The organism is Nocardiopsis sp. NPDC055879, assembly GCF_053615935.1.
The window spans coordinates 135,117-155,519 of sequence record NZ_JBSHCT010000005.1 but is presented as its reverse complement, the minus strand read 5'-3'; the positions used below and the strand labels follow the sequence as shown (position 1 = coordinate 155,519).

Below are 20,403 nucleotides of genomic sequence, written 5' to 3'. Positions count from 1 at the left end.
TGGAAAACCCTACAGCGGGTTTTCGGAGTCACTTCGATCGGATGTGGGGTCGAGGGTCGGTTCCGTCGCCCCGGGCTCGGGTCCGGGGCGAGCGGTTCGCCCAACACGCTCCCCGCTCGACCTCACGGCCAGGGCCACCGCGCCCATCACCGTCAGCACGACCACGAGCCCGCCCCAGACCATGGGCTGAGTGATGAGCATGTCCCCGGACTCCTGCCCGGGTGTCCTCCCGCCGTCCCGGCCGGTGACCGTGACCAGCAGGACCACGACCACACCGGCCGCGGCCAGCAGCCGACCGCCCAGCCGCAGCAGGGGACCGGCGCCACCGCCGAGTGCGGCCCGGGTGAGCCTCTCCTCGTGTCGTAGCGGTGTCAGCAGCCGTGCCAGGAACAGCAGGGCCACCGGGAGCTGCAACCCCCACACGATGGTGCGGAACCAGCCGTCGAACCACACGTTGGTGCCGTACAACAGGGTGTGCCACGCGCTCAGGACGTAGACCAGGATGACGAACCGATGCAGTACCCGCCACAGGCGCGAACCCGTCCACGCCCGAATGTAGAACGACAACCCGAGGGGGATCGCCAGGTAGAGGGCGATCAGGCCGAGGAGGATGGCGACCTGGCCGGTGCCGGTCGCGTACCCGCCGGGGACGAAGACGTCGACGAAGGCCGACCACACCAGCCGTGCCGGTGACAGTCCGTCCTCGTTCTGGCGGAGCAGCTCCAGGAAGAACGCCAGGGCGTGGGCGAACATCAGTCCGATGGTGGTGATGCTGGTGACCCGGTGCCAGTGCTCCAGACGGGCGTGGGAGACCGGCGACCAGGACACCGGTCGGGTCGAGCGCAGCAGTCCGAGCATGACGGTGATCCACGCCCACAGCATCGCCGACCAGCCGAAGGCCTGGCACGCCCAGTACAGCCAGTACATCCGAGCGTCGGCCAGGTGCGGCATGACCTCCAGGGTCGCCGAGGTGCCGTCGTCGATGCGCTGATACAGGACCACGAAGATCACCGCGGTCACCACCAGTGCGGCGGTGGAGTCGAAGAGCAGGTTGCGCAGGTCCGCGCGCAGTGTTCGGCGGTCGAGCCGGGGCCGGGGTCTGGCGGGGGAGGACATGGTGGCTCCAGGTGAGGGGTGGGCGACCGGTTCCGAGGCCGAGGGGAGGCCGGGGAGGGAACACGGACCGAAATGGCACGCTAGCGGAAAGTCGGCGCCGGGCCCAGGCCTGTTGAACGCTCAATCATTATTGGGAGGGCGGGATGTCCTCTGTGAGCTGGGAAAATTCCATGCAAGCGCTTACCACAAAGAAAGCGCTTGCCAGGTCTTGGCGTGTGTCCACTACTCGTCGGAGCAGACCTCGAAGTCGCCCCATCCCCGCTCGGTGCCCTGCCAACTCGAACGGTCGTGGGAATCGACGGACTCCCCGTCCACGGTGACACCGTCATCCCGGTAGTGACCGACATGATGGTCGACCGCGCCGTCGCCCTCGGTCTGGAACACCTGCAACTCGGCTCTGCCGTCACCATCCGGGTCAGCGGCCCGTGCCCCGTACACGAACCCCTTGAAGTCGATGCGAAGGGGGCCGACCCTCTCACTGGTCAGATCCTGGGCCAGCGGCCCGAAGTGCACTTCGTGCACCGGCATGTCCTCCACCGGATCGTCGCCCAGGTGCGGCGTCGCGAAGAACAACGCCAGGTCCACGTAGCCGTCACCATCGAAGTCCCCGAGGGTGCCCCGCGCCTCCCGCTTCGGATCCTCCGAACCCGCGTAACCCAGCCTGGCCAAGGCGTCGTCGAGGTCGGCCTCCCACGAGTCCCCGCCGCCCTCGACGGTGATCACACCCTCCCGAGCCGGGTCGCGCACCTCGTCCAGGTGCCCGTCGCCGTTCACGTCGGCGCGCAGCACCGTGCCCTCGGAGTTGGCGCACACCGCCATCGGGGCGTGGTCTCCGGGTCCGGGGGCGGCGGGGCCGGGTTCGATTCGCTCCGACGAGAACGTGAGCCAGGTGAACCCGGCGATGGTGAGCAACCCGAGCCCGGACACGGCGGCGATGCCGAGGAAAAGGGGGCGTCTTTGCGGTGGCGGGGGGAGCGCGCCGGTTCCGGGCGGAAGGGGGGTCGACATCCCGACACCGTAGACGGGCGCGAGGACCCGACTCAACCCATGGCACCCCCGGCGGGCGCCCGACGTCCGAGAGCGCTCCTCCCGGCGCTCCGACACCACACGGTCGACCGTACGATCGAGCGCATGGCCAACGAACACCACCACTCCCTCACCTCCCTCGAACGGCGCCTGGACACCTGGGCGAACGGGCGTTTGGAAGCCCTCCAAGGGCGCGTGGGCGGGGGAGTGCTGGAGTTCGTCGTCTTCACCGTCAAACAGGCCTGGGCGTGCGTCTTCGGCGCCGCCATGCTCGCCCTGCTGGTCGCCACCCACCTGTGGTACCCCGAAGGCGTCGCGCTCTCGCGCAGCGATGCCCTGGTCATCGGAGCGGTCGCCATCCAGGCGCTCATGCTGCTCCTGCGCCTGGAGAGCGGACGAGAGCTCTGGGTGATCGTGCTGTTCCATCTGGTCGGTACGGCCATGGAGATCTTCAAGACGTCCGTGGGCTCCTGGGAGTACGGCGGCGACGGGCTGCTGTGGATCGGCGGGGTACCGCTGTACACGGGGTTCATGTACGCCGCCGTGGGCTCGTACATGGTGCGCGTGTTCCGCCTGTTCGACCTTCGCTTCGACCACTACCCGCCACGTTGGGCCACCGCCCTGCTCGGCCTGGCGATCTACCTCAACTTCTTCGGCCACCACTACCTGTTCGACGCCCGCTGGGTACTGCTGGTCCTCATCGTGGTCCTGTACGCCCGCTGCACCATGCACTTTCGCGACCACCGGTCCCGACCCTGGCGCCGCATGCCCATCCTGGCCGCGTTCGGCGGCGTGGCCTTCTTCATCTGGGTCGCCGAGAACATCGCCACCGCCGCCGGATCCTGGATCTATCCCCACCAGGCCGACGGCTGGCAGATGGTCTCCCCGGCCAAACTGGTCGCCTGGCTGCTGCTGATGATCATCTCCGTGGTGCTGGTGACCTTCGTCTACCGCCCCCGCCCCCTGCACACCCCACCGCAGGACCACGAACTCACCCGGTGAGGATCGCCAGGCCCGCCGAGGGTGGCGAAGGGGTCAGCGCGGAGTGGTCTCGTCAGCCGCCTCCATGGTCCCGCGTTCGCGCAGCAGGGTGTGGGCGAAGTCGATCGCCTCGGGGGTGCTGTCGAATACCGAGCCTCGCTCGAACAACCGGGCGCCCGCGCCCAGTGCGGTCAACGCCCGTGTGTGGTCGGGCCGCACCCCCGACAACAGCACGCAGATTCCGCGTCGCTCCAGACGCTCGATCGCGTCGCCCAGCACCAAGGCCCCGGTGGCGTCCACCGTGCTGACCCGCGACATCCGCAGGATCACCACGGACACGTCGGCCACCTCGGTCAATTCCAACAGGAATCGGTGCGCGGCGGCGAAGAACAAGGGCCCGTCCAGCCGGTAGGCGACGATGTGCTCGTCCAACAGGGCACGTTCCCGCGCACCGTGGTCACCGGGCGGCCCCTGGGACAACTCCACCCGGTTCAGCCGGGCATCGCGCGACACCGCGCGCAGGGCCAGGAACGCGGTGACCGCCATCCCCAGCAGCACCGCCGTGACCAGGTCCAAGGCCAGGGTGGCCACCGCGGTCAGCACCAACACCACGGCGTCGCCTCGGGTGGAACGCATCATCGCGCGCACCGACCCCACCTCGACCATCCGCACGGCGGTGGCCAACAGGACACCGCCCAGCGCGGCCAACGGCACCAGCCCCACCAGCGGGGCGGCGAGCAGCACCACCATGGCCAACACCAGGGCGTGGGAGGCCGCGGCCAGGCGACTGTTGGCGCCCGAACGCACGTTCACGGCCGTGCGCGCGATAGCGGCGGTCGCCGGCACGCCACCGAAGATCGGCACGACCACGTTGGCCACGCCCTGCCCGAAGAGCTCACGGTCGGGGTCGTGCCGTTCGTCGACGCGCATTCCATCGGCCACCGTGGCCGACAGCAACGACTCCAGAGCGGCCAGCGCCGCCACCGCCAGGGCCGCGCTCATCAGCGGGCCCACGGCGGAGGGATCCAGGAACGACAGGGAGGGCGTGGGAAGGCCGGCGGGCAGGGCTCCGATCGTGGGCGTGGACAACGGACTCAGGTGCACCAGCAGGGTCGCGGCGGCCACCGCCAGCAGCGAGAACGGCAACGTGGGTCGCCACCTGGCCCCCACCAGCATCACCGCGGCCACGCCCAGGGCGATGAGCAGGGGTGTCCAGTCCGGGTCGGCGCTGAAGTCCCTGACCAGGGAGAGCGCGCCGGCCAGGACGTTGTGCCCCTCCGGTTGGGGCAGACCCAGCACGAACGGGGCCTGTTGGAGGGCGATGACGACGGCGATGCCCAGAGTGAACCCCTCGATCACGGGTGCGGGAACGTAGCGCATGTACCGTCCGCCCCGTGCCCAGGCCAGGACCAGCAGGATCAGCCCCGCCATCATTCCGACCATGAGCACACCCGTGGGCCCGTGCACGGCCACGATGGGCACCAGCACCACGGTCATCGCTCCGGTGGGTCCCGAGACCTGGAGGTTGGAGCCACCGAAGACCGCGGCCAGGAACCCGGCCACGATCGCGGTGACCAGCCCGGCCTGAGCGCCCAGTCCGGAGGAGATACCGAAGCCCAGGGCCAGGGGCAGCGCGATGATCGCGACCGTCACCCCGGCGAGCAGGTCACGGCCGGGGGAGCGGCGCATGGTGGTGAAGTCGGAGCGCCGGGGCAACAGCGCGCGAGTGTTCGTCCACAACCTCCGCCCGATGCCCCGGGAGTGAGTCGTCTGTGCCATCTCAGCCCTCACGCAGCTCTGCCAACAGTTCCTCACGGCCGGTGCTGAGCTCGGTGAGGATACGGCGGGCGGCGCCCAGGAGGTCGGCGACGTCGGCGCCGGCCAGCTCGTAGACCACCGTGGATCCCTCTCTGCTGGAGGTCACGATGCCCGAACGGCGTAGGACGGAGAGCTGTTGGGAGAGGTTGGAGGGCTCCACGTCCACGTCGGCCAAAAGGTCACGGACGGCCTTGGGGCCGTCCTGGAGCAGTTCCAGGACGCGGATGCGGACGGGGTGGCCGAGCATGCGGAAGAACTCCGCCTTGGCCTGGTACAGGGGACGGTGCACAGTGGACCTCGGGTTCGGGGACGAGACGATCACATCCACCATATGTTGAATTGAAGAAATCTTCATATCGTCATGGTGTGAACTCGACGGCCGGACGATCACCCGGTGAGGCCCGGAAGCACCTCGGGACCCACCCGGCGCACGTACTCGCGGAACAACTCCACGGCCGGGGGCTCGTAACCACCGCCCGAACCCTCACGGGGCCACACGATGCCCACCGGCCGCTCGGCCTCACCATCGATGATGACCAGCTCCACCGTGCCGCCCAGCGGACCCCTGGGGCGGGCCGGCAGCACCGACACCCCCAACCCCGCCGCGACCAACCCCCGAGCCGTGCTGATGTCGTCGGCCTCGAACGCCACCGTGGGCGTGAACCCGGCCCGATCGCCGAGCCGATCGGTCAGATGCCGCACCCCCCGACCCGGCTTGAGCAGGATGAAGTCGTCGCGCGCCGCCGTCAACGACACCTCACCCCGCCCGGCGAGCGGGTGCCCCTCGGGCACCACCAAACGCAGGTACTGGGTCTGCAACACCTGGGAGACCAGCCCCTGGCCCGAGGGCAGGGGAGAGGTCAACGCCAGGTCCGCGCCGCCCGACGACAACCGCCGCAGCGACTGCGCCCACGGTTCCTGGGTCAGGGTGAAACGCACCCCCGGGTGCTCGGCGCGAAAACCCCGCAACAGCACCGGAACCACCTCCACGCCCAGCGTGGGCAGGAACGTCAACGCCACCCGGCCCTCCTCGGCGCCGGTGAGCTCGGCCACACCCTGGCGCAGATCCTCCAGCGACCGCTCCACGTGCGGGAGCAGCGTCCGCCCCGCCCGGGTCAGTCGGATCCCACGCCCGGTGCGTTCGATCAACGCGATGCCCAATTCCTCCTGAAGTCGGGCCAAAGCCCTGCTCAGCGTGGGTTGTGGCATGTTCAGGGCCGAGGCCGCGTGGGTGATGTGCTCGGTCCTGGCGATGGCCGACAACATCCGCAATCGGGGTGCCAACACCTGGGTCAGGTCGCCCACCTCAACGCTATCCATGCAGATCAGTATGCATGAACGTGAAAGCATGCATTGGACGTATGAAAGCGGGCTTCCTAGCGTTGAACCATGACCGTGACCAGCGCACCGCCTTCGACCGACCCCAGACCCAGGGCCGGCACTTCCGCCTACCGGCGCACGGTCATCGCCCTGATCGCCGCGGCCGTCGCCACCTTCGCCCAACTGTGGTCGGTCCAACCGATCCTGCCCGCCATCGCCTCGGGGTTCGGCACCTCCGCGGGACAAGCCGCGCTCACCGTCTCCCTGGCCACCGGCGGCCTCGCCGGCTTCACCCTCATCTGGAGCGGTGTCGCCGACCGCATCGGCCGCGCGCGCGTCATCGGTCTCTCCCTCCTGCTGGCCATCGTGCTGGGCACCGCCGCGCCCTTCGCCACCGAACTCTGGACACTCCTGCTCCTGCGCACCCTCCAGGGCGCCGCCCTGGGCGGGGTCTCGGCGGCCGCCGTGGCCTACCTCGCCGAGGAGATCCACCCCCGCGACGCACCCAAGGCCACCGGCCTGTACATCGCCGGCAACCCCCTCGGCGGCATGGGCGGACGCCTCCTGGCGGGCTTCGCCGCAGAACACGGCGGCTGGCAGTGGGGGATCGCCGCCAACACCATCCTGGGCCTGGTCGCCCTCGTGGTGTTCGTCCTCGTCCTGCCCCGACAGACCAAGGGCGCGCCCACCACACGCCCCACGTCGACCGACGACACCCTCGGCATGGGCAGCCGACTCAAGGCCGCCATGACCACCCCCGGCCTGGTGCCCATGTACGCCCAGGCACTCCTGTTGATGGGCGCGTTCATGGCCGTGTACAACGTCCTGGGCTTTCGCCTCACCGACGAACCCTTCGGGCTCTCCCAGGCCGTGGCGTCCCTGCTGTTCCTGTCCTACACCGCCGGCATGCTCGGCTCGGGGCTGGCCGGATCGGCCACCCTGCGCTGGGGACGCTACGGGGTGCTCACCACCGCCACCGTCCTACTCCTGATCGGACTCGGCGGGCTGTTCACCACCTCGGTGATCCTCCTACTGGCCACCCTGTTGCTGCTGACCTTCGCGTTCTTCTGCGCCCACGCCACGGCCTCGGCCTGGGTGGGATCCCACGCCACCACCGGCCGCGCGCAGGCCACGGCCGTCTACACGCTCGCCTACTACCTGGGCGCGAGCCTGTTCGGGTGGTTGGGAGGCGTGGTCTACGACGCCGTGGGCTGGAGCGGGACCGTCGCCTTGGCGATGGCCCTCACCGTGCTCGCGGGCCTGTGCGCCCTGCGCCTGCGCCGACTCTCGACCACCTGAGCCCCCCACTCGTGAGCGCTACATCGGGCGCACCGTGAGGCTCTGCTCGGCCCGGCCGACCTGCCCTCGCCGATCGTGCAGGGCCGAACTGGTCAGCCCCAGCCCCGTGGGACCGAAGGCCACCGTGGTGTCCAGCCCGACCCACTCGCCCTCCGGCTGTCGGAACAGGTGCACGGTGAGGTCGACGTTGGGGAACATCCACTCCAGGGGCGACTCGCGCACCGCGACACCGTTGGCGGTGTCGAGCAGCTTGACGAAGGAGGCCACCGGCCCGGCCTTCTCGCCCGCCACCAGTTCCACGTCGGTGGAGAGCCACGCCGCGCCACGTCCCGGCACGGCGGGAGCGATCGGCCGCGCGTCCAACGAGGCGATGTAACCACCGGGCCAGATCTCGCTGAGCGGCTTCTTCTCCAGGCCCTCCGGATCGGGCAGGGGATCGGCCGCGCCGCCCTCGACCGCGCCGGTCTCGCCCGCCACGAGCGACCACGCCCGCGCCCGCACGGCGGTGCGGTCCCCGATCTGGACCAACGCCTCGACCAGCTCGATGGTGCGCCCGGGGCGGATGGTGTTCACCTCGACGTGGCACTCGTCCATCGCCAGCGTGCCCAGGATGTCGAAGCCGATCCGGGAGAGTTGTAGTCCCCGCTCGGCGGTGTGGGTCTCGATGGCGTGGGTGATGAGACCGCCCAGTGGGCTGAAGTGCTGCTCGGCGGTGTTCCAAGCGCCGCTGACGTGCTCGGTGGGAACGAAGCGGTCGTCGCCCACTCGGACGAAGTAGGCGTTCTGGGACTGGGACAAGGAGTTCTCCTGCGCTACGGGGCCATGCCGAGTGCATCATCTCCGATGCTCACCCGGCCGGGACCCGCCACCCCCCCACGAGCCGCCGAAGCCCCACCGAGTCCCCGCCCCATCGGTTCCGGTCGTGGTGTTCAGGCGAGCACCCCTTCGACCACGCTCACCCCGCGTCCTGGCACGATGCGGTTCAGACGGAGCCCGGCACGCTCGAACAGTTCCGCGAACCGGCTCGGGGTCCGCTGCTCCCCACCACAGTGCACGAGCATGCTCAGGTCCATGAACCTGGCCGTCCGCGCCGGCTCGGTGCCCTGGGGCATCACCACTTCGGCGAGCAGGACCCGCCCGTGGGGGAGCATCGCCCGGCGGCAGTGCGTGAGGACCTTGGCGGCGTCGGCGTCGTTCCAGTTGTGGATGACGCTGGCGAGCAGGTAGGTGTCACCACCGACCGGCACCGCGTCCAGGAAGTCACCGCCCTCGACACGGCAGCGCTCGGAGAGTTCCCCGCCAAGGAGCGCGGGTTCGGCCCTCGCGATGACCTCGGGCCGGTCGTAGAGCACGCCCCGCAGGTGTGGATTGGCCGACAACACCAAGGACAACAGGCGCCCGCGCCCGCCCCCGACGTCCACCAACAACTCGCTGGGACCGAAGTCGTAGTCCTCGGTCAGGGATCGGGTGAGCTGCGCGGAGATGTCGCTCATGCCCTGGTCGAAGAGCGCGGCGACCTCGGGGTGACGACGCATGTACTCCCAGACGGGAACACCGTGGACGGACTCGAACACCGGACCTCCCACACGCACGGCGTCGGCCAGGTGGGCCATGGTGGACCGCTCTGTCGGGCTCCCCAACCAACGGGCGTACCCGCGCATGGACGCGGCGGAGTCCTCCCGTAGCGCCTCGCCCAGGTCGGTGAGGGCGAAACACCGCTCCGGGGACTCCCGGACCAGTTCCAGATCGGCGCAGGCGCGCAGCAGTCGGTGAAGGGCCTCGGCGTCGGCGTCGACCCGAGAAGCGATCTCTGCCAGGGGCGAGGGTTCCCTGGACATGGCATCGGCGACGCCGAGCTCGGCCGCGGCGCCCACTGCCGCCGCGACCCAGCTGGAGGTGATCAGCTCGAACAGCCGGACGGCGGAGACGTCGAGCGGAGCGGAAGTGGTGGGGAGCGTCACGGGGGTGGATACCTTTCGCTGATTTCCTCGAACGGAGGTGTTTCTGAGGGCGGAACGGCCCCGGGAAACCGAGCGACACGTTACATTACTCCAGGTGGTTGACCCAATACAGAAAGTGGAGATTCCTGTGGAGGTCCCTGAACCCGAACTCCAGGACCAGGGTCGGCGGACGCTGCGTGTACTGAGCACACGACGGGCCGTCCGCTCCTTCAACGACGAATCCGTGCGGGACGAGCTCCTGGATCCCCTGCTGGACAGCATGCTCGCCGCACCCTCCGCCTCCAACAAACAGGCCTGGGCCTTCGTCGTCGTACGACGACCGCGAACCCTGCGCCTGATCCACGCCTTCGCCCCGGGCATCATCGAACGCCCGCCGCTGATCGTGGCGGCCTGCTTCGACCACGGGCGGTCCGTGGGAGGAGGCGCCTGGGACGAGGGCATGCTCTGCGTGGCGATGGCCGTGCAGAACCTCCTGCTGGCGGCACACGCCCTCGGACTGGGCGGGTGCCCCACCGCCAGCTTCCGCAAGAGCCCGGTGCGCAGGTTCCTGAGACTGCCCCAACACCTGGAGCCACTCCTCCTGGTGTCGATCGGACACCCGGCCCCGAACCCGCGCACCACCGCACCCCGACGCGACCGGAACGAGGTGATCAGTCATGAACACTGGGGCTGACCAGTGCCGAATCGACGAGGAACTGTTGTTGCTCGCGGCCTACCTGATCAGCAGTGGCCGAGGCCTGCTGGAGGAACCCCGTGACTACGGGCCACTGCGTTGCCTGGACGCCGCCCGCCGCGTCCTGCGCCTGCGAGCCAGGACCGGTGGAGACCAGAGCCCGGAACTGACCTCCCTGAAGGAGCGCATGGACGAGGTCATGTGCGGTGCGATGGTCGATCGGGACCTGGCCGCCCTGCTCGACGAACTGTGTGATCGACTCGCCGCCGTCGTGGAGGAACCCGGTGCCGTCACCGCCTGAGAGCCCACGCCTGAACGACACCGAGGAGGTCTTTCAGGCCCGGCCCTTCACCCCCGCCTGCGGACGCCTCGTCGAACGCGGAGAGCACGCGCTCATCGGGATCAGCGCCGGCAACGGCTACTTCAGCCAACACAGGATCGCCCAACTCCTGGAATGGACGGGCCGGCGCTTCGGCGCGGTCGACCTGCTCTACGCGGACCTGCACATCGACACCATGCACCGGGCGGCCGGCGCCGAACAGGCACAGGCCTCCAGACGGGCCTGCCGGTCGCTGAGGGACGTGCGCCGGCGGATTCGACGCGCGATGGAGGCGGTGCGGGTACCCGCGCGGGTTCGCTGCCTGGCGTTGTCGGAGACCGTGGACACCCCCGGCTACCGATCGGCCAACGAACGCGTCGAACGGGCGATGAGGGAGGACTCGGCGGTGGGGCGCGCCTGCGAGGAGCACGTCCGGCGGATCATCGCCCCCGAACCGGACCCGGACGGAGCCCGGTTCCGAGCCGGTCTGTCCTACCTGCGAGCGGAACTGCCCTTCCTGCTCAACACCCCGGAGGTCCTGTCCGTGGACACCTCCGTGTGCTGCTACCACGATCTCCTCCCGGTCCTGGTGGGGCTGCGAAGGGAGACCTCCTGCCTGCACCCCGGGCAGGGACACCTCGTGCTCAAGCCCCTCACGACACCGTCCAACTGAGCGGGGCCCCGACACCTGTCGGGGCCCCGGCTCGGTCACGACACCGGACGCACGTCCATGATCGACTCACCGTCCGGAACCCGACGCACCTCGTGCAGGGACAAGCCCACCGAGGCGAAGAGCGCCTCGTACTGTTCACGGGTGCGCAACGGAGCCCCATAGAGCACGAACATGCTCAGACTCATGGCCTCCAGGAACTCGCTCGGTCGCTCCCGCTCTGGGAGGTGACCCACGATCAACAAGCGCGAGGCCGACCCCATCGCCTCCCGAACGTTGCCCAGGATCAGTGCGGCGTCGGGATCGGCCCAGTTCTGCATCACCCGCGCCGCGAGATACACGTCCGCGCCCCGGGGCACCCCCTCGAAGAAGTCGCCACCCATGACCGAGCACCGATCCTCGACCCCCGCCTCACGGAGAAGTGGAGGAGCGCCCTCCACCACGTGCGGAAGGTCGAAGAGGATTCCCCGCGCAGACGGGCACGCGCGCAGCACGGCCGCGATCGTGGCGCCCTCACCACCGCCCAGATCCACCACCGTTTTGGTTTCCGACAGATCGATCTCGCGCAGCAACGGCGCGGCCAGGGCGGAGGAGTTCATGGCCCGGTTGAACACTGCGGCGGCCGCCTCCCGCTCACTCAGGTAGGCGAACAGCTCCTGACCGGTGTGGATGGCGAAGGCCGAGCGGCCCGAACTCACCGAGTGGCCCAGACGAGTCCAGGCCTGGAAGAAGTCGCCGTGCGTGCACATGCGGAACAGGTCCCGCAGCCCTTGGGGGTCGTCGATACGCAGGTGATCGCCCGCAGGACTCAAGGCGAACACACCTGGGTGGGGTTCCTCGATCAGTCCGGCCGCGAGTGCCGCGCGCACGAGGATCAGCAGACGTTCCTCGGGGACACCGAGCTCCCGCGCCACTTCGTCGAGGGGGCGCGGGGAGCAGGCCAATTCTTCGACGGCACCGAGCTCGATCAGTGCGGCCACGGCGTGCATCAACATCGCGGAGGAGACGATCCTGGCCAGGGGCCGGTCGGTTCGTGCGGGCAGGGTGGTGTCCGGGCGCTCCACAAGATTCCCTTCGGTGGTTCCATTGTCACGGAAGGTGACGATGCCAGTTCGAAGGGTGTGGCGTGAGGTCTTTCGTGAGAGAGGGGTCCCGGCCCCGCACCTGGTTTCGGGGTCGGCCGAAGCGATCGTGATCAGGTTCTTCTTCTGTCCCCGAACACGGGTTCGCTCAGGCTAGGCTGACCCCCACAACTCGAAAAAAAGCGAGCCCGCCCGGTGCTACCAACACCGAACGGGCTCTGACCACCAACCTGAGACAACCAGGAAGGCGGCTGGGAGTGCATCCTAAGCCTACAGCGTCCCGCGCCCGAAGCCGGGGGGTCGCTTCGCGTGTCACCCTCACGTTCCACCTCTTTCCGGAGGTGACGCCGTGAGCTACGCGACCATCGTCCGAGGCAGCTTCGGTGGCGATCGATTCACCAGGGTGCTCAACGCCGCGGTCCGTGACAAACGCCTGTCCTACAAGGCCCGTGGTCTCCTCATCTTCATCGCCTCGCACCGTGAAGGGTGGGGCATCGGCTTGGGGCAGCTCATCGCCAACTCCCCGGGTGGTACGGCCGCGATCCGCTCCGGACTCAAGGAACTCGAAGCCGCCGGCTACCTGCGCCGTTACCGGGTCCGCGACGAATTGGGGTGCCTCGGTGGTGCCTACTGGGTGATCACCGACGATCCCGAGTCCCTGCCGGAACGAGTCGCCGAGCTCGCCCGCTCCCTGGAGGGAAAGGCCCTCGTCCTGCTGCGAAACAGCAGGTCAGAGCCTAAGTGCGATTTTCCAGAGTTGGATGACCCACCAGAGGAAAATCGCACCCCTAAGAAGACCAACCACAAGAAGACCAAGACACAAGAACAAGGGGAGGGGGAGGAGGACGCGCGGGCGCGCGCGAGCGAGCTCCCCACCACCGACGCCGACGGCGACCAGTGGGGCGTCCCCGACGCCGAACGTCCCGCCCCCGACCGGGGCGGTCTACTGGAACGCACCGTCATCCCCCAGATCGCCGAGGAGACCGGCCTGGGGCTCCAACCCTGGCAACATCGCCGCCTGGTCCTGGAACATCTGCCCGCCGCGCTCCGGGCCGTCGAGGAGCTGGCCGATGACCGCGTGGGCCCCACCGAACTCCTGGAGTGGCTGCGGTCGGACCACGACACCACGATGTCGCTGTACGCGGTCCTGTCCACCCGTTGCCGCCCGGCCCACCTCGTTGAGGCGCTGCCGATCTGGGTCGCCCGCAACCGCACCCCTGGCGGCCTGCCCGGTCCTTCAACGCCCAAGGTCCCTCACCCGCGCCGAGAACCGGACCCGATGGCCGACAGAGATCCCTTCACCCGGGCGGGCGCACCGCCCACGTGCACGGTCCACCCCGGTATCACTCTGGCCACCGACGCCACCGGACTGCGCACCCGCTGCCACAGGTGTGAGGATCTTCCTGGCACTGAACCCTTCGCCGTTTTGGACGAACCGGCCGGCGCCCTGATGGGTGTGCTCGACGATGCCCTACCGGATACCGCACCCGCACCGCCCGAACATTGTGGGGACCGCTCCTGTCACGAACAGCGCCGACACGTCATTCGCTTCAACCCACAGACCGAGGCCCATGAGGACCTCGGCCCCTGCCCACGTTGCCATCCCAGCCGGATATGGGAGACCGCAACGTGACCCCGGCCCCGCGCACGTCCGGCCGTAACGGGCCTGGATGATGCTCCCGAGGCCTCACCTTGGCGAGGGGCGTAGACCTCCGTATGCTCGGAATGCTCAGGCCTTCGTATGACTGATAACGCGGAAGTAACGCTCCGCGTCGTTGCAGGTCATTAACTGTGAGCCCCGCGCACGCGGGGATGGACCGACCTCGGGGGGACCTCTTGCAGCACACCACCTGTGAGCCCCGCGCACGCGGGGATGGACCGCGGTGAGGTTGCGGTAGTGGTGCAGGGCGTTGGTGAGCCCCGCGCACGCGGGGATGGACCGCTCAACGGACGCCGCCGCTTCGACGTGCGGGAGTGAGCCCCGCGCACGCGGGGATGGACCGTCGAGGCCTACGCGGCCATCTTCGACACCCCGGTGAGCCCCGCGCACGCGGGGATGGACCGCGGTCCATCGTCGGCTGGAGCGAGTCGCCCAGGTGAGCCCCGCGCACGCGGGGATGGACCGACGGTGTTGTACTCGTAGATCTCGGTCTGCTGGTGAGCCCCGCGCACGCGGGGATGAACCGATGTCGGCGTCGGTGGAAGCGAGCCCAGCCTCGTGAGCCCCGTGCACGCGGGGATGGGCCGATCCGCATGCCAGGGGTCGAGACCAGGTGCGAGTTTCGTGTGCCCAGGTTCGCTCTCAAGGTCGGCGAACCTGGCATGTTGCGAGGCGCACGCCGGTACGCTCCACGGGACCAAGAGCAGCCAGACGTGAGGGGCTTTGTGGTGCGGGAGATCGAGACCAAGTACAAGGTGGTCGATACAGAGGCCGTGCTGGCAGCGTTGAAGTCCGCCGAGGTGGCCATGGGCGACCCGGTCTTTCAGGATGATCAGGCCTACGCCCTGGCCGGGTGGACCCCCGACCAAGGCAAGATCGGATTCACCTTCGCCCGTCTGCGAACCCAGGACAACACCCACCTGCTGACCACCAAGACCCCACTGGCCAACGCCATGGAGTGCACCGAGCACGAAACCGCGGTGGCTGATCATGAACAGATGCACGGCGCCCTGTTGGCGCTGGGGTACGAGCCCACGGTCCGCATCGTCAAAGAACGTCGCACCGGCCGTTCGGGAGCGATGGGGGTGTGCGTCGACATCGTCGAGGGCGCCGGCACGTTCCTGGAGCTGGAACTGGTGGTCGATGATGACCGGGACGGCCTTCAAGCCCAATCGGAACTGGACGAGTGGGCCCGCCGGCTCGGGGTCGAGATGGAGCGCACCAATGACACCTACGACATCCTCGTACGCCCGGATCTCACCTGAAGAGCCGGCCCGTTGGCAGACCGGGCGCGACCCAGCGCGCAGGCGTTGAACGGCGCCTGCGCAACATCTTGACCAGGCCCTCCCCTCCGTGAATGGGGCAGCGTGGTCAGCATCGTGCCTCGGACATCAGCTTGCGGGGGTCTCATCCCATCTGGCCTTGTTCAACCTTGATCTGGAGCAGCCGCGGAGAAACCGCGAACCCATGACGGGAGTACGCCGAAACCGCCCTGTCGCTGGAGTGCACCGTCACCCGCTCAAGTCCCAGTTCACTCGCCCACGCCAAGACTGTCTCGATCAGCTCACCGCCCAGGCCACGGTCGCGCTCGTCCGGCGCGACGTACACGCACTGCACATCACCGGACATCCGCTCGAACGCACGCGGAAGCGGCACACGCTGTGTGATCGCCAGCCAGGCCATCCCGATGACCGCATCTCCGCGGACCAGCACCATGCACCGATGGGAGGACTCGCTCTCCCGGGCCCACGCCACGAATCGGGGAACGAACTCCTCCAGCGTGGTGTTGGGAGTTCCGTAGAGCTCCTGCATCCACCGCCATCGCAGCCCGGCGACAGCAGCTAATTCGTTAGACCGAACCGAGCGAATAGCGATGTCGTTCATGGCTTCATCCTGGCGCAGATGCGCCGGCACGAGAGCCCTCTCAGCTATTCCCGCACGAATCCTTGGAACGCCACCACCATGTCGCAACAGGCCCGTTGGATCACCGGGCAGGTTCTCCAAGTCGCCGGAGGCCATGCGTTGTAGGGGTGTCTGTAGTGGGTGCTGCCGCCTCAGGTCCAGCGGGCCATGATCAGGCGTTTCTCGTCCAGCACTTCCGTGGGGGTGAATCCGGCGTGGATGAAGAAACGGACGCGGTCCTCGTAGCCCTCGCCCCCTTCGGGGATGAGGAAGACCCACTCGACCTTCGCCGCGAGGGCCTCTTCCATGAACTTCTCGATGAGATCTCCGCCGATCCCGTGGTGGCGCTGTTCCTCGTCGACGACGATCGCCAAGATGTACCCGTGCGGGGGAGGGGCCGGAGCCCCTGGACCCTCGTACTCTCCGTCGAGGATTCCCTCCAACCAGCCGACGATGTGACCGCCTCGCTCCGCGACCAGCACGACCAGGTAGTCCGGCCACAGGTTCTCGGGGTAACCCTGCAGGTCGAAGTGCGGAGCCTCCTTGGTGATCAGCGTGGCGATCCCGGGCCCATCGCCCGGGACGGCGTCACGCACCACCATGTCCATACCCCCATGCTCCCGCCACCGGCCGTGTGTGCCAAGTAGGCGCAACCGATTCGGAAAACCCCACCCGAAGGGGTGAGGTGGGGTCCCGGGCGAGCGAATCGGAGATGGATCAGGTCATCCGCTCCCTGGCTTGGTCGAACGCACGGGCGAGCTCGAACAGACGCACCATTCGGCTCGCGGTCCGCACACAGGTTCCGGTGTCAGGAAGGGCCTCGCCCAGATGGATCTCGATGTCGGCCGCCCGGTACCGGTCCAGCTGGATCTGCATGTCCAGGTCCCCGTCGTCGACGTTCAGGATGTCCGGGGTGCCCCGGTCGTAGTCACGAACCCGCAGACCGGCAGCGCGCAGCAGGTCGCGGATGGTCAGGCAGTACCGCCGGAACTGCTCATCGTCGAGGGCGGTCGGCGTCTCGCCGTCGATGGAGGTGTCGATTTCGTCCCACCCCTGGGGAACAATGGGAGGAGGGACGTGGATGTCGGTCATCGATACTCCGTCCTGTCAGGCCGCCCGAGGTAGGGGGAGAGGGTCCAATCTCAGTTCCCACCCCGGGCGGCTGCTTTTGTGTCAGTGGGAAGGCACTACCTGGTGTGATCGCCCCAGGTGAGACCTGTATCACTTACTGCTAGGGTGGGCTGAATCAAAGTAGAAGTCAAGCTGTAAGTACAATTTTCCCAGACCTCTTGGAGGAGGCCCGGATGCCCAAGCGGAAGCCGACCCTGCGCGCGCAATGGTTGGGGAAGATGCTGAGGGAGCTGCGTGAGCAGAACGGCCTCAAGCTGACCGACGCGGCCGAGTACCTACAGCGAAGCTTCTCCGCCATCAGCAAGTTCGAGTCGGGCGCCTTGCCTGTCCGCGAGCCCGAGGTGCTGGCCTTGATGGACCTCTACGGAGTCGAGGGCGAACAGCAGCGTTCTGCACTGCTCAAGCTCGCCAATGAGATCAGCAAGACCGGCTGGTGGGAGAAGTACTCCTCCGAGGTCACCGACTGGTTCGTCGACTACATGTGGTTGGAGAGTCGCGCCGAGCGGATACAGGCCTTCGATGTCACACCTATCAACGGGCTGGTACAAACACCCGCGTACGCAGAAGCGCTCTTTCGTGCGGCCAACCCACATGATTCACCTGCTCAGATCGAACGAGGCGTCGAGCTCAGGATGTCACGTCAGAAGATCTTGGAAGGTGAGAACGCCGTACGACTGGAGATCGTGATGGAAGAAGCAGCTCTCCGTCGCATCGTCGGCGGCCGAACGGTGATGCGTGACCAGTACCGGCACTTGCTCAACCGAGTGGAACGCCCCAACATCGAGATCCGGGTGGTCCCTTTCGAGGCCGGAGCGCTGGTGAGTCCTGACGGAGGTTTCCGGCTTATCCACATGACGGACCCGTTTCCCCTTATCGCCTATGCTGTGAGCCCGGCCGGTGGCTTCTACATGGAGTCCGGCGAAGCTCTTCAACAGGCCAATTCGTATGATCGGCTGAGTGAGATGAGCTTGAGCCCTGAGAACTCGGTCGCATTCATCGCGGCACTGGAGAGGAATCTGTAATGAACCGGGACACGTCGACCGTTACGGGTTGGCGCACCAGTAGTTACAGCTCTGACAGTGGTGGCCAGTGTGTCGAGGTGGGTTGGCACATCAGCAGCTACAGTCCCGACGGTGGGCGCAGTTGCGTTGAAGCCGGTCCCTTCTTGGGTGAACCTCAGGGCTTCGCCGTTCGCGATTCCACCCAGCGTGAACTGGGCTACCTCTCCTTCCCCTCTTCGGAGTGGGCCGCTTTGCTGGGCAGTGCCACCCGCTGAGGCGCCCCCACTCCACAGATGTTCTCTGAGGCGGCCACCCCACACTCGGTAGCCGCCTCAGACGTGTTCCGGTAGCCGCTCCCAGCCGCCCAACCCCTGGTCGTCTGGTTGTTCTCGCCGAACGCCTGGGCGGGCACATCGATGTCGACGATTTGTCGCAGGCCGAATGCCGGTTCCTTCCGCGGCGGGGGAGTGGCCTGTCCATGTGCCGGACCTGGCCGGTAGTACCTCTTCCGCCGGCTCCGACCCGGGCGACGCCCGAACCTTCGCATGTCTCGGCATCCAGATGGCACCGAGACGTGGAAAGGTCGATGGTTCGCGGATGCACGTCCGAATCTCTTGTGCTCTCACGCGGCCGATAAGCCGGAATCGGAGGTTCGGCCGACGTATCGGCGGTCCTGGGTCGGTCCTGTCCGCAGGTCGGGTCGGTCGTTCTCTGGCAAAACGGGGCGAATCGCAGTGTCGAGGGGGCAGACATCGGTCCGGAATTAGTTTAAGATTCAACTTGTTGGAGCGAGTGATCGACCGACTCAGGAGAGGATGAAGGTTCATGGACGTGCGCCCCGCAGGCATCCACCACGTGACCGCCATCGCGAGCGACCCCCAGGCCAACGCCGACTTCTACCTCAACGTCCTGGGCATGCGCCTGGTCAAGCGCACCGTCAACTTCGACTCCCCCGAGACCTACCACCTGTACTACGGCGACCGCGCCGGTAACCCCGGCACCATCATGACCTTCTTCCCCTGGCCGGACGCGCCCAAGGGCAGGATCGGCGCGGGGCAGGCCACCACCACGACCTTCTCCGTCCCCGAAGGTTCCCTGGGCTGGTGGGCCGACCACCTCTCCGCGCTCGACATCCCCTTCACCAGTCCCACCGAGCGCACCGACGAGGACGTGCTGAGCCTGCGCGACCCCGACGGCCTGCTCATCGAACTGGCCGCGAGCGCCGACCACCACGACACCGACCCCTGGGACGGGGGAGCGGTCCCCACCGACCACGCCATTCGCGGCATCCGCGCCGTCACCCTGACCGAACAGGACGCCGACGGCACCGCACGGATGCTCGGCGATCAGCTGGGTTTTCGGCTGCACAGCGAGAGCGGCGGCCGGATGCGCTTCCACACCAACGACTCCGGTGACGGAGTGGGCACCATCGTCGACGTGTTGGCCGATCCCAAGGCCGAGCGCGGCCTGGTCGCCGCCGGCACCGTCCACCACGTCGCCTACCGAGCCCCCGACACCCCCGTCCAGGACGCCTGGCGTCAGCGCCTGGCCGATGACGGGGTGGGGGTCACCGAGATCCGCGACCGCAGCTACTTCACCTCGATCTACTTCCGCGAACCGGGCGGGGTGCTGTTGGAGATCGCCACCGACGGCCCCGGCTTCGACTACGACGAACCCCTGCTGGAACTGGGCCGTTCGTTGAAGCTGCCGCCGTGGCTGCAGCCCCGCCAGGACCAGATCGCCGCGAACCTGCCCCACCTGGAGGTGCCCCGGTGACCACCACCGAGGACTTCGTCCACGTCTTCGAGCCGGCCACCGCTCCGGACGAGCCCACACTGTTGCTGCTGCACGGCACCGGTGCCGACGAGCACGACCTGTTGCCGCTGGGCCGTGCCCTGGCCCCGGGCGCCGCGCTGCTCTCACCGCGCGGCAAGGTCAGCGAGAACGGCATGAACCGTTGGTTCCGTCGCCTGCGCGAGGGTGTCTTCGACGTCGAGGACCTGATCGAGCGCACCGCCGAGCTGGCCGAGTTCGTCAAGGCCGCCACCCTCACCTACGACCTGGACCCGAAGCGGATCGTGGTGAGCGGTTTCTCCAACGGCGCCAACACCGGCGCGGGGCTGCTGTTGCTGCACCCGGGGCTGGTGGCGGGGGCGGCGCTGTTCGCCGGCGGTGCTCCGTTGCAGGGGCGCGAACCCGATCCGGTGGACCTGTCGGGGACCCGGGTTTTCCTGGGCAGCGGCGTCACCGACCCGATCACCACGATCGATCAGGCGCGGCTGGTGGCCGCCCAACTGGGGGAGCGGGGCGCGAACGTGCGCGCCGAGGAGCACCCCGGGGGACACCAGTTGCCGCAGTCGGTGGTCGCGCGGGCTCGGGATTGGTTCGCGCAGGCGGCCTTCTAGGACCTGAGGGCCCGTCCCTCGGGCCCTCATCGAACGGCG

At 68.1% G+C, this 20,403-nt stretch carries 22 protein-coding genes and 1 CRISPR repeat array; of the genes, 11 read left to right on the top strand and 11 right to left on the bottom strand.

Features of this window, described 5'->3' with window-relative positions; genetic code table 11:
* Positions 1 to 9 precede the first annotated feature (9 nt).
* On the bottom strand, positions 10 to 1,116 hold the full coding sequence (locus ACWGKS_RS07535; protein WP_358504734.1) for a ferric reductase-like transmembrane domain-containing protein: 1,107 nt from the start codon (positions 1,114 to 1,116) through the stop codon (positions 10 to 12).
* Positions 1,117 to 1,338: 222 nt separating this feature from the next.
* Positions 1,339 to 2,124, bottom strand: a complete 786-nt coding sequence (locus ACWGKS_RS07530) for a hypothetical protein (protein ID WP_358504737.1) — start codon at positions 2,122 to 2,124, stop codon at positions 1,339 to 1,341.
* Between the two features lie 123 nt (positions 2,125 to 2,247).
* Here ACWGKS_RS07530 and ACWGKS_RS07525 point away from each other — a divergent pair, with 123 nt between their 5' ends.
* Positions 2,248 to 3,144 (top strand): DUF817 domain-containing protein, encoded by an 897-nt coding sequence (locus ACWGKS_RS07525; protein WP_358504740.1) that lies wholly within the window; start codon positions 2,248 to 2,250, stop codon positions 3,142 to 3,144.
* A 33-nt stretch (positions 3,145 to 3,177) separates the two neighbouring features.
* On the opposite strand, the gene ACWGKS_RS07520 is transcribed toward ACWGKS_RS07525, so the two are convergent.
* The 3 genes from ACWGKS_RS07520 to ACWGKS_RS07510 all read right to left on the bottom strand — a co-directional run bounded on the left by ACWGKS_RS07520 (position 3,178) and on the right by ACWGKS_RS07510 (position 6,261).
* Positions 3,178 to 4,902, bottom strand: a complete 1,725-nt coding sequence (locus ACWGKS_RS07520; RefSeq protein ID WP_452455118.1) for a SulP family inorganic anion transporter — start codon at positions 4,900 to 4,902, stop codon at positions 3,178 to 3,180.
* Position 4,903: 1 nt separating this feature from the next.
* Complete coding sequence (locus ACWGKS_RS07515; RefSeq protein ID WP_157090978.1) at positions 4,904 to 5,230, bottom strand: ArsR/SmtB family transcription factor; 327 nt, start codon at positions 5,228 to 5,230, stop codon at positions 4,904 to 4,906.
* A gap of 98 nt (positions 5,231 to 5,328) precedes the next feature.
* On the bottom strand, positions 5,329 to 6,261 hold the full coding sequence (locus ACWGKS_RS07510) for a LysR family transcriptional regulator (RefSeq protein ID WP_452522080.1): 933 nt from the start codon (positions 6,259 to 6,261) through the stop codon (positions 5,329 to 5,331).
* A 69-nt stretch (positions 6,262 to 6,330) separates the two neighbouring features.
* Here ACWGKS_RS07510 and ACWGKS_RS07505 point away from each other — a divergent pair, with 69 nt between their 5' ends.
* Positions 6,331 to 7,560: an MFS transporter gene (locus tag ACWGKS_RS07505; RefSeq protein ID WP_452522078.1), complete on the top strand. Its 1,230-nt coding sequence runs from the start codon at positions 6,331 to 6,333 to the stop codon at positions 7,558 to 7,560.
* Between the two features lie 18 nt (positions 7,561 to 7,578).
* On the opposite strand, the gene ACWGKS_RS07500 is transcribed toward ACWGKS_RS07505, so the two are convergent.
* Both ACWGKS_RS07500 and ACWGKS_RS07495 read right to left on the bottom strand, forming a co-directional pair.
* Positions 7,579 to 8,358, bottom strand: coding sequence for a thioesterase family protein (locus ACWGKS_RS07500; protein WP_452455120.1), 780 nt, complete (start codon positions 8,356 to 8,358; stop codon positions 7,579 to 7,581).
* A 131-nt stretch (positions 8,359 to 8,489) separates the two neighbouring features.
* Positions 8,490 to 9,521, bottom strand: coding sequence for a methyltransferase (locus ACWGKS_RS07495; protein WP_358504753.1), 1,032 nt, complete (start codon positions 9,519 to 9,521; stop codon positions 8,490 to 8,492).
* Between the two features lie 127 nt (positions 9,522 to 9,648).
* Here ACWGKS_RS07495 and ACWGKS_RS07490 point away from each other — a divergent pair, with 127 nt between their 5' ends.
* Genes ACWGKS_RS07490 through ACWGKS_RS07480 form a run of 3 tightly spaced genes read left to right on the top strand, consistent with a single transcriptional unit; the run spans position 9,649 to position 11,186 of the window.
* Positions 9,649 to 10,194 carry a nitroreductase family protein gene (locus tag ACWGKS_RS07490; protein WP_452522075.1) on the top strand — a complete coding sequence of 182 codons (546 nt, stop codon included), beginning with the start codon at positions 9,649 to 9,651 and terminating at the stop codon, positions 10,192 to 10,194.
* Positions 10,178 to 10,495 (top strand): DUF6092 family protein, encoded by a 318-nt coding sequence (locus ACWGKS_RS07485; protein WP_358504756.1) that lies wholly within the window; start codon positions 10,178 to 10,180, stop codon positions 10,493 to 10,495. Before ACWGKS_RS07490 ends, ACWGKS_RS07485 begins: the two co-directional genes overlap by 17 nt.
* Complete coding sequence (locus ACWGKS_RS07480; protein ID WP_358504759.1) at positions 10,479 to 11,186, top strand: tRNA-dependent cyclodipeptide synthase; 708 nt, start codon at positions 10,479 to 10,481, stop codon at positions 11,184 to 11,186. The genes ACWGKS_RS07485 and ACWGKS_RS07480 overlap by 17 nt, the downstream gene beginning before the upstream one ends.
* Before the next feature lie 35 nt (positions 11,187 to 11,221).
* Here the strand turns inward: ACWGKS_RS07480 and ACWGKS_RS07475 are convergent, their stop codons facing one another.
* The gene (locus ACWGKS_RS07475) at positions 11,222 to 12,247 is read right to left on the bottom strand and encodes a methyltransferase (RefSeq protein ID WP_452455123.1); all 1,026 of its coding nucleotides are present in this window, start codon (positions 12,245 to 12,247) and stop codon (positions 11,222 to 11,224) included.
* A gap of 367 nt (positions 12,248 to 12,614) precedes the next feature.
* Here ACWGKS_RS07475 and ACWGKS_RS07470 point away from each other — a divergent pair, with 367 nt between their 5' ends.
* Both ACWGKS_RS07470 and ACWGKS_RS07465 read left to right on the top strand, forming a co-directional pair.
* Positions 12,615 to 13,898, top strand: a complete 1,284-nt coding sequence (locus ACWGKS_RS07470) for a hypothetical protein (RefSeq protein WP_452522072.1) — start codon at positions 12,615 to 12,617, stop codon at positions 13,896 to 13,898.
* Between the two features lie 158 nt (positions 13,899 to 14,056).
* Positions 14,057 to 14,512: direct repeats of the CRISPR family, unit length 29 nt; unit sequence GTGAGCCCCGCGCACGCGGGGATGGACCG.
* Positions 14,513 to 14,653: 141 nt separating this feature from the next.
* Positions 14,654 to 15,190 carry a class IV adenylate cyclase gene (locus ACWGKS_RS07465; protein ID WP_358504768.1) on the top strand — a complete coding sequence of 179 codons (537 nt, stop codon included), beginning with the start codon at positions 14,654 to 14,656 and terminating at the stop codon, positions 15,188 to 15,190.
* Between the two features lie 142 nt (positions 15,191 to 15,332).
* Here the strand turns inward: ACWGKS_RS07465 and ACWGKS_RS07460 are convergent, their stop codons facing one another.
* The 3 genes from ACWGKS_RS07460 to ACWGKS_RS07450 form a co-directional block, all read right to left on the bottom strand.
* The gene (locus ACWGKS_RS07460; RefSeq protein ID WP_358504771.1) at positions 15,333 to 15,809 is read right to left on the bottom strand and encodes a GNAT family N-acetyltransferase; all 477 of its coding nucleotides are present in this window, start codon (positions 15,807 to 15,809) and stop codon (positions 15,333 to 15,335) included.
* Between the two features lie 170 nt (positions 15,810 to 15,979).
* Entirely contained in the window at positions 15,980 to 16,435 is a 456-nt protein-coding gene (locus ACWGKS_RS07455; RefSeq protein ID WP_452522070.1) for a GNAT family N-acetyltransferase, read from the bottom strand.
* Positions 16,436 to 16,544: 109 nt separating this feature from the next.
* On the bottom strand, positions 16,545 to 16,919 hold the full coding sequence (locus tag ACWGKS_RS07450; protein WP_452522068.1) for a hypothetical protein: 375 nt from the start codon (positions 16,917 to 16,919) through the stop codon (positions 16,545 to 16,547).
* A 212-nt stretch (positions 16,920 to 17,131) separates the two neighbouring features.
* On the opposite strand from ACWGKS_RS07450, the gene ACWGKS_RS07445 reads away from it, so the two are divergent.
* The 4 genes from ACWGKS_RS07445 to ACWGKS_RS07430 all read left to right on the top strand — a co-directional run bounded on the left by ACWGKS_RS07445 (position 17,132) and on the right by ACWGKS_RS07430 (position 20,364).
* Positions 17,132 to 17,980, top strand: a complete 849-nt coding sequence (locus tag ACWGKS_RS07445) for a helix-turn-helix domain-containing protein (protein ID WP_452522066.1) — start codon at positions 17,132 to 17,134, stop codon at positions 17,978 to 17,980.
* Positions 17,980 to 18,234, top strand: coding sequence for a DUF397 domain-containing protein (locus ACWGKS_RS07440; RefSeq protein WP_452522064.1), 255 nt, complete (start codon positions 17,980 to 17,982; stop codon positions 18,232 to 18,234). Before ACWGKS_RS07445 ends, ACWGKS_RS07440 begins: the two co-directional genes overlap by 1 nt.
* A gap of 550 nt (positions 18,235 to 18,784) precedes the next feature.
* Positions 18,785 to 19,735 (top strand): ring-cleaving dioxygenase, encoded by a 951-nt coding sequence (locus tag ACWGKS_RS07435; RefSeq protein WP_358504778.1) that lies wholly within the window; start codon positions 18,785 to 18,787, stop codon positions 19,733 to 19,735.
* Positions 19,732 to 20,364 carry an alpha/beta hydrolase gene (locus ACWGKS_RS07430; RefSeq protein ID WP_358504781.1) on the top strand — a complete coding sequence of 211 codons (633 nt, stop codon included), beginning with the start codon at positions 19,732 to 19,734 and terminating at the stop codon, positions 20,362 to 20,364. Before ACWGKS_RS07435 ends, ACWGKS_RS07430 begins: the two co-directional genes overlap by 4 nt.
* The last annotated feature ends 39 nt before the right edge of the window (positions 20,365 to 20,403 follow it).

Bases quoted from the DNA above. Each gene is read 5' to 3' on its own strand.
- ACWGKS_RS07535 (WP_358504734.1), bottom strand. From the start codon at position 1,116: ATGTCCTCCCCCGCCAGACCCCGGCCCCGGCTCGACCGCCGAACACTG.
- ACWGKS_RS07530 (WP_358504737.1), bottom strand. From the start codon at position 2,124: ATGTCGACCCCCCTTCCGCCCGGAACCGGCGCGCTCCCCCCGCCACCG.
- ACWGKS_RS07525 (WP_358504740.1), top strand. From the start codon at position 2,248: ATGGCCAACGAACACCACCACTCCCTCACCTCCCTCGAACGGCGCCTG.
- ACWGKS_RS07520 (WP_452455118.1), bottom strand. From the start codon at position 4,902: ATGGCACAGACGACTCACTCCCGGGGCATCGGGCGGAGGTTGTGGACG.
- ACWGKS_RS07510 (WP_452522080.1), bottom strand. From the start codon at position 6,261: ATGGATAGCGTTGAGGTGGGCGACCTGACCCAGGTGTTGGCACCCCGA.
- ACWGKS_RS07505 (WP_452522078.1), top strand. From the start codon at position 6,331: ATGACCGTGACCAGCGCACCGCCTTCGACCGACCCCAGACCCAGGGCC.
- ACWGKS_RS07485 (WP_358504756.1), top strand. From the start codon at position 10,178: ATGAACACTGGGGCTGACCAGTGCCGAATCGACGAGGAACTGTTGTTG.
- ACWGKS_RS07460 (WP_358504771.1), bottom strand. From the start codon at position 15,809: ATGAACGACATCGCTATTCGCTCGGTTCGGTCTAACGAATTAGCTGCT.
- ACWGKS_RS07455 (WP_452522070.1), bottom strand. From the start codon at position 16,435: ATGGACATGGTGGTGCGTGACGCCGTCCCGGGCGATGGGCCCGGGATC.
- ACWGKS_RS07450 (WP_452522068.1), bottom strand. From the start codon at position 16,919: ATGACCGACATCCACGTCCCTCCTCCCATTGTTCCCCAGGGGTGGGAC.
- ACWGKS_RS07445 (WP_452522066.1), top strand. From the start codon at position 17,132: ATGCCCAAGCGGAAGCCGACCCTGCGCGCGCAATGGTTGGGGAAGATG.
- ACWGKS_RS07440 (WP_452522064.1), top strand. From the start codon at position 17,980: ATGAACCGGGACACGTCGACCGTTACGGGTTGGCGCACCAGTAGTTAC.
- ACWGKS_RS07435 (WP_358504778.1), top strand. From the start codon at position 18,785: ATGGACGTGCGCCCCGCAGGCATCCACCACGTGACCGCCATCGCGAGC.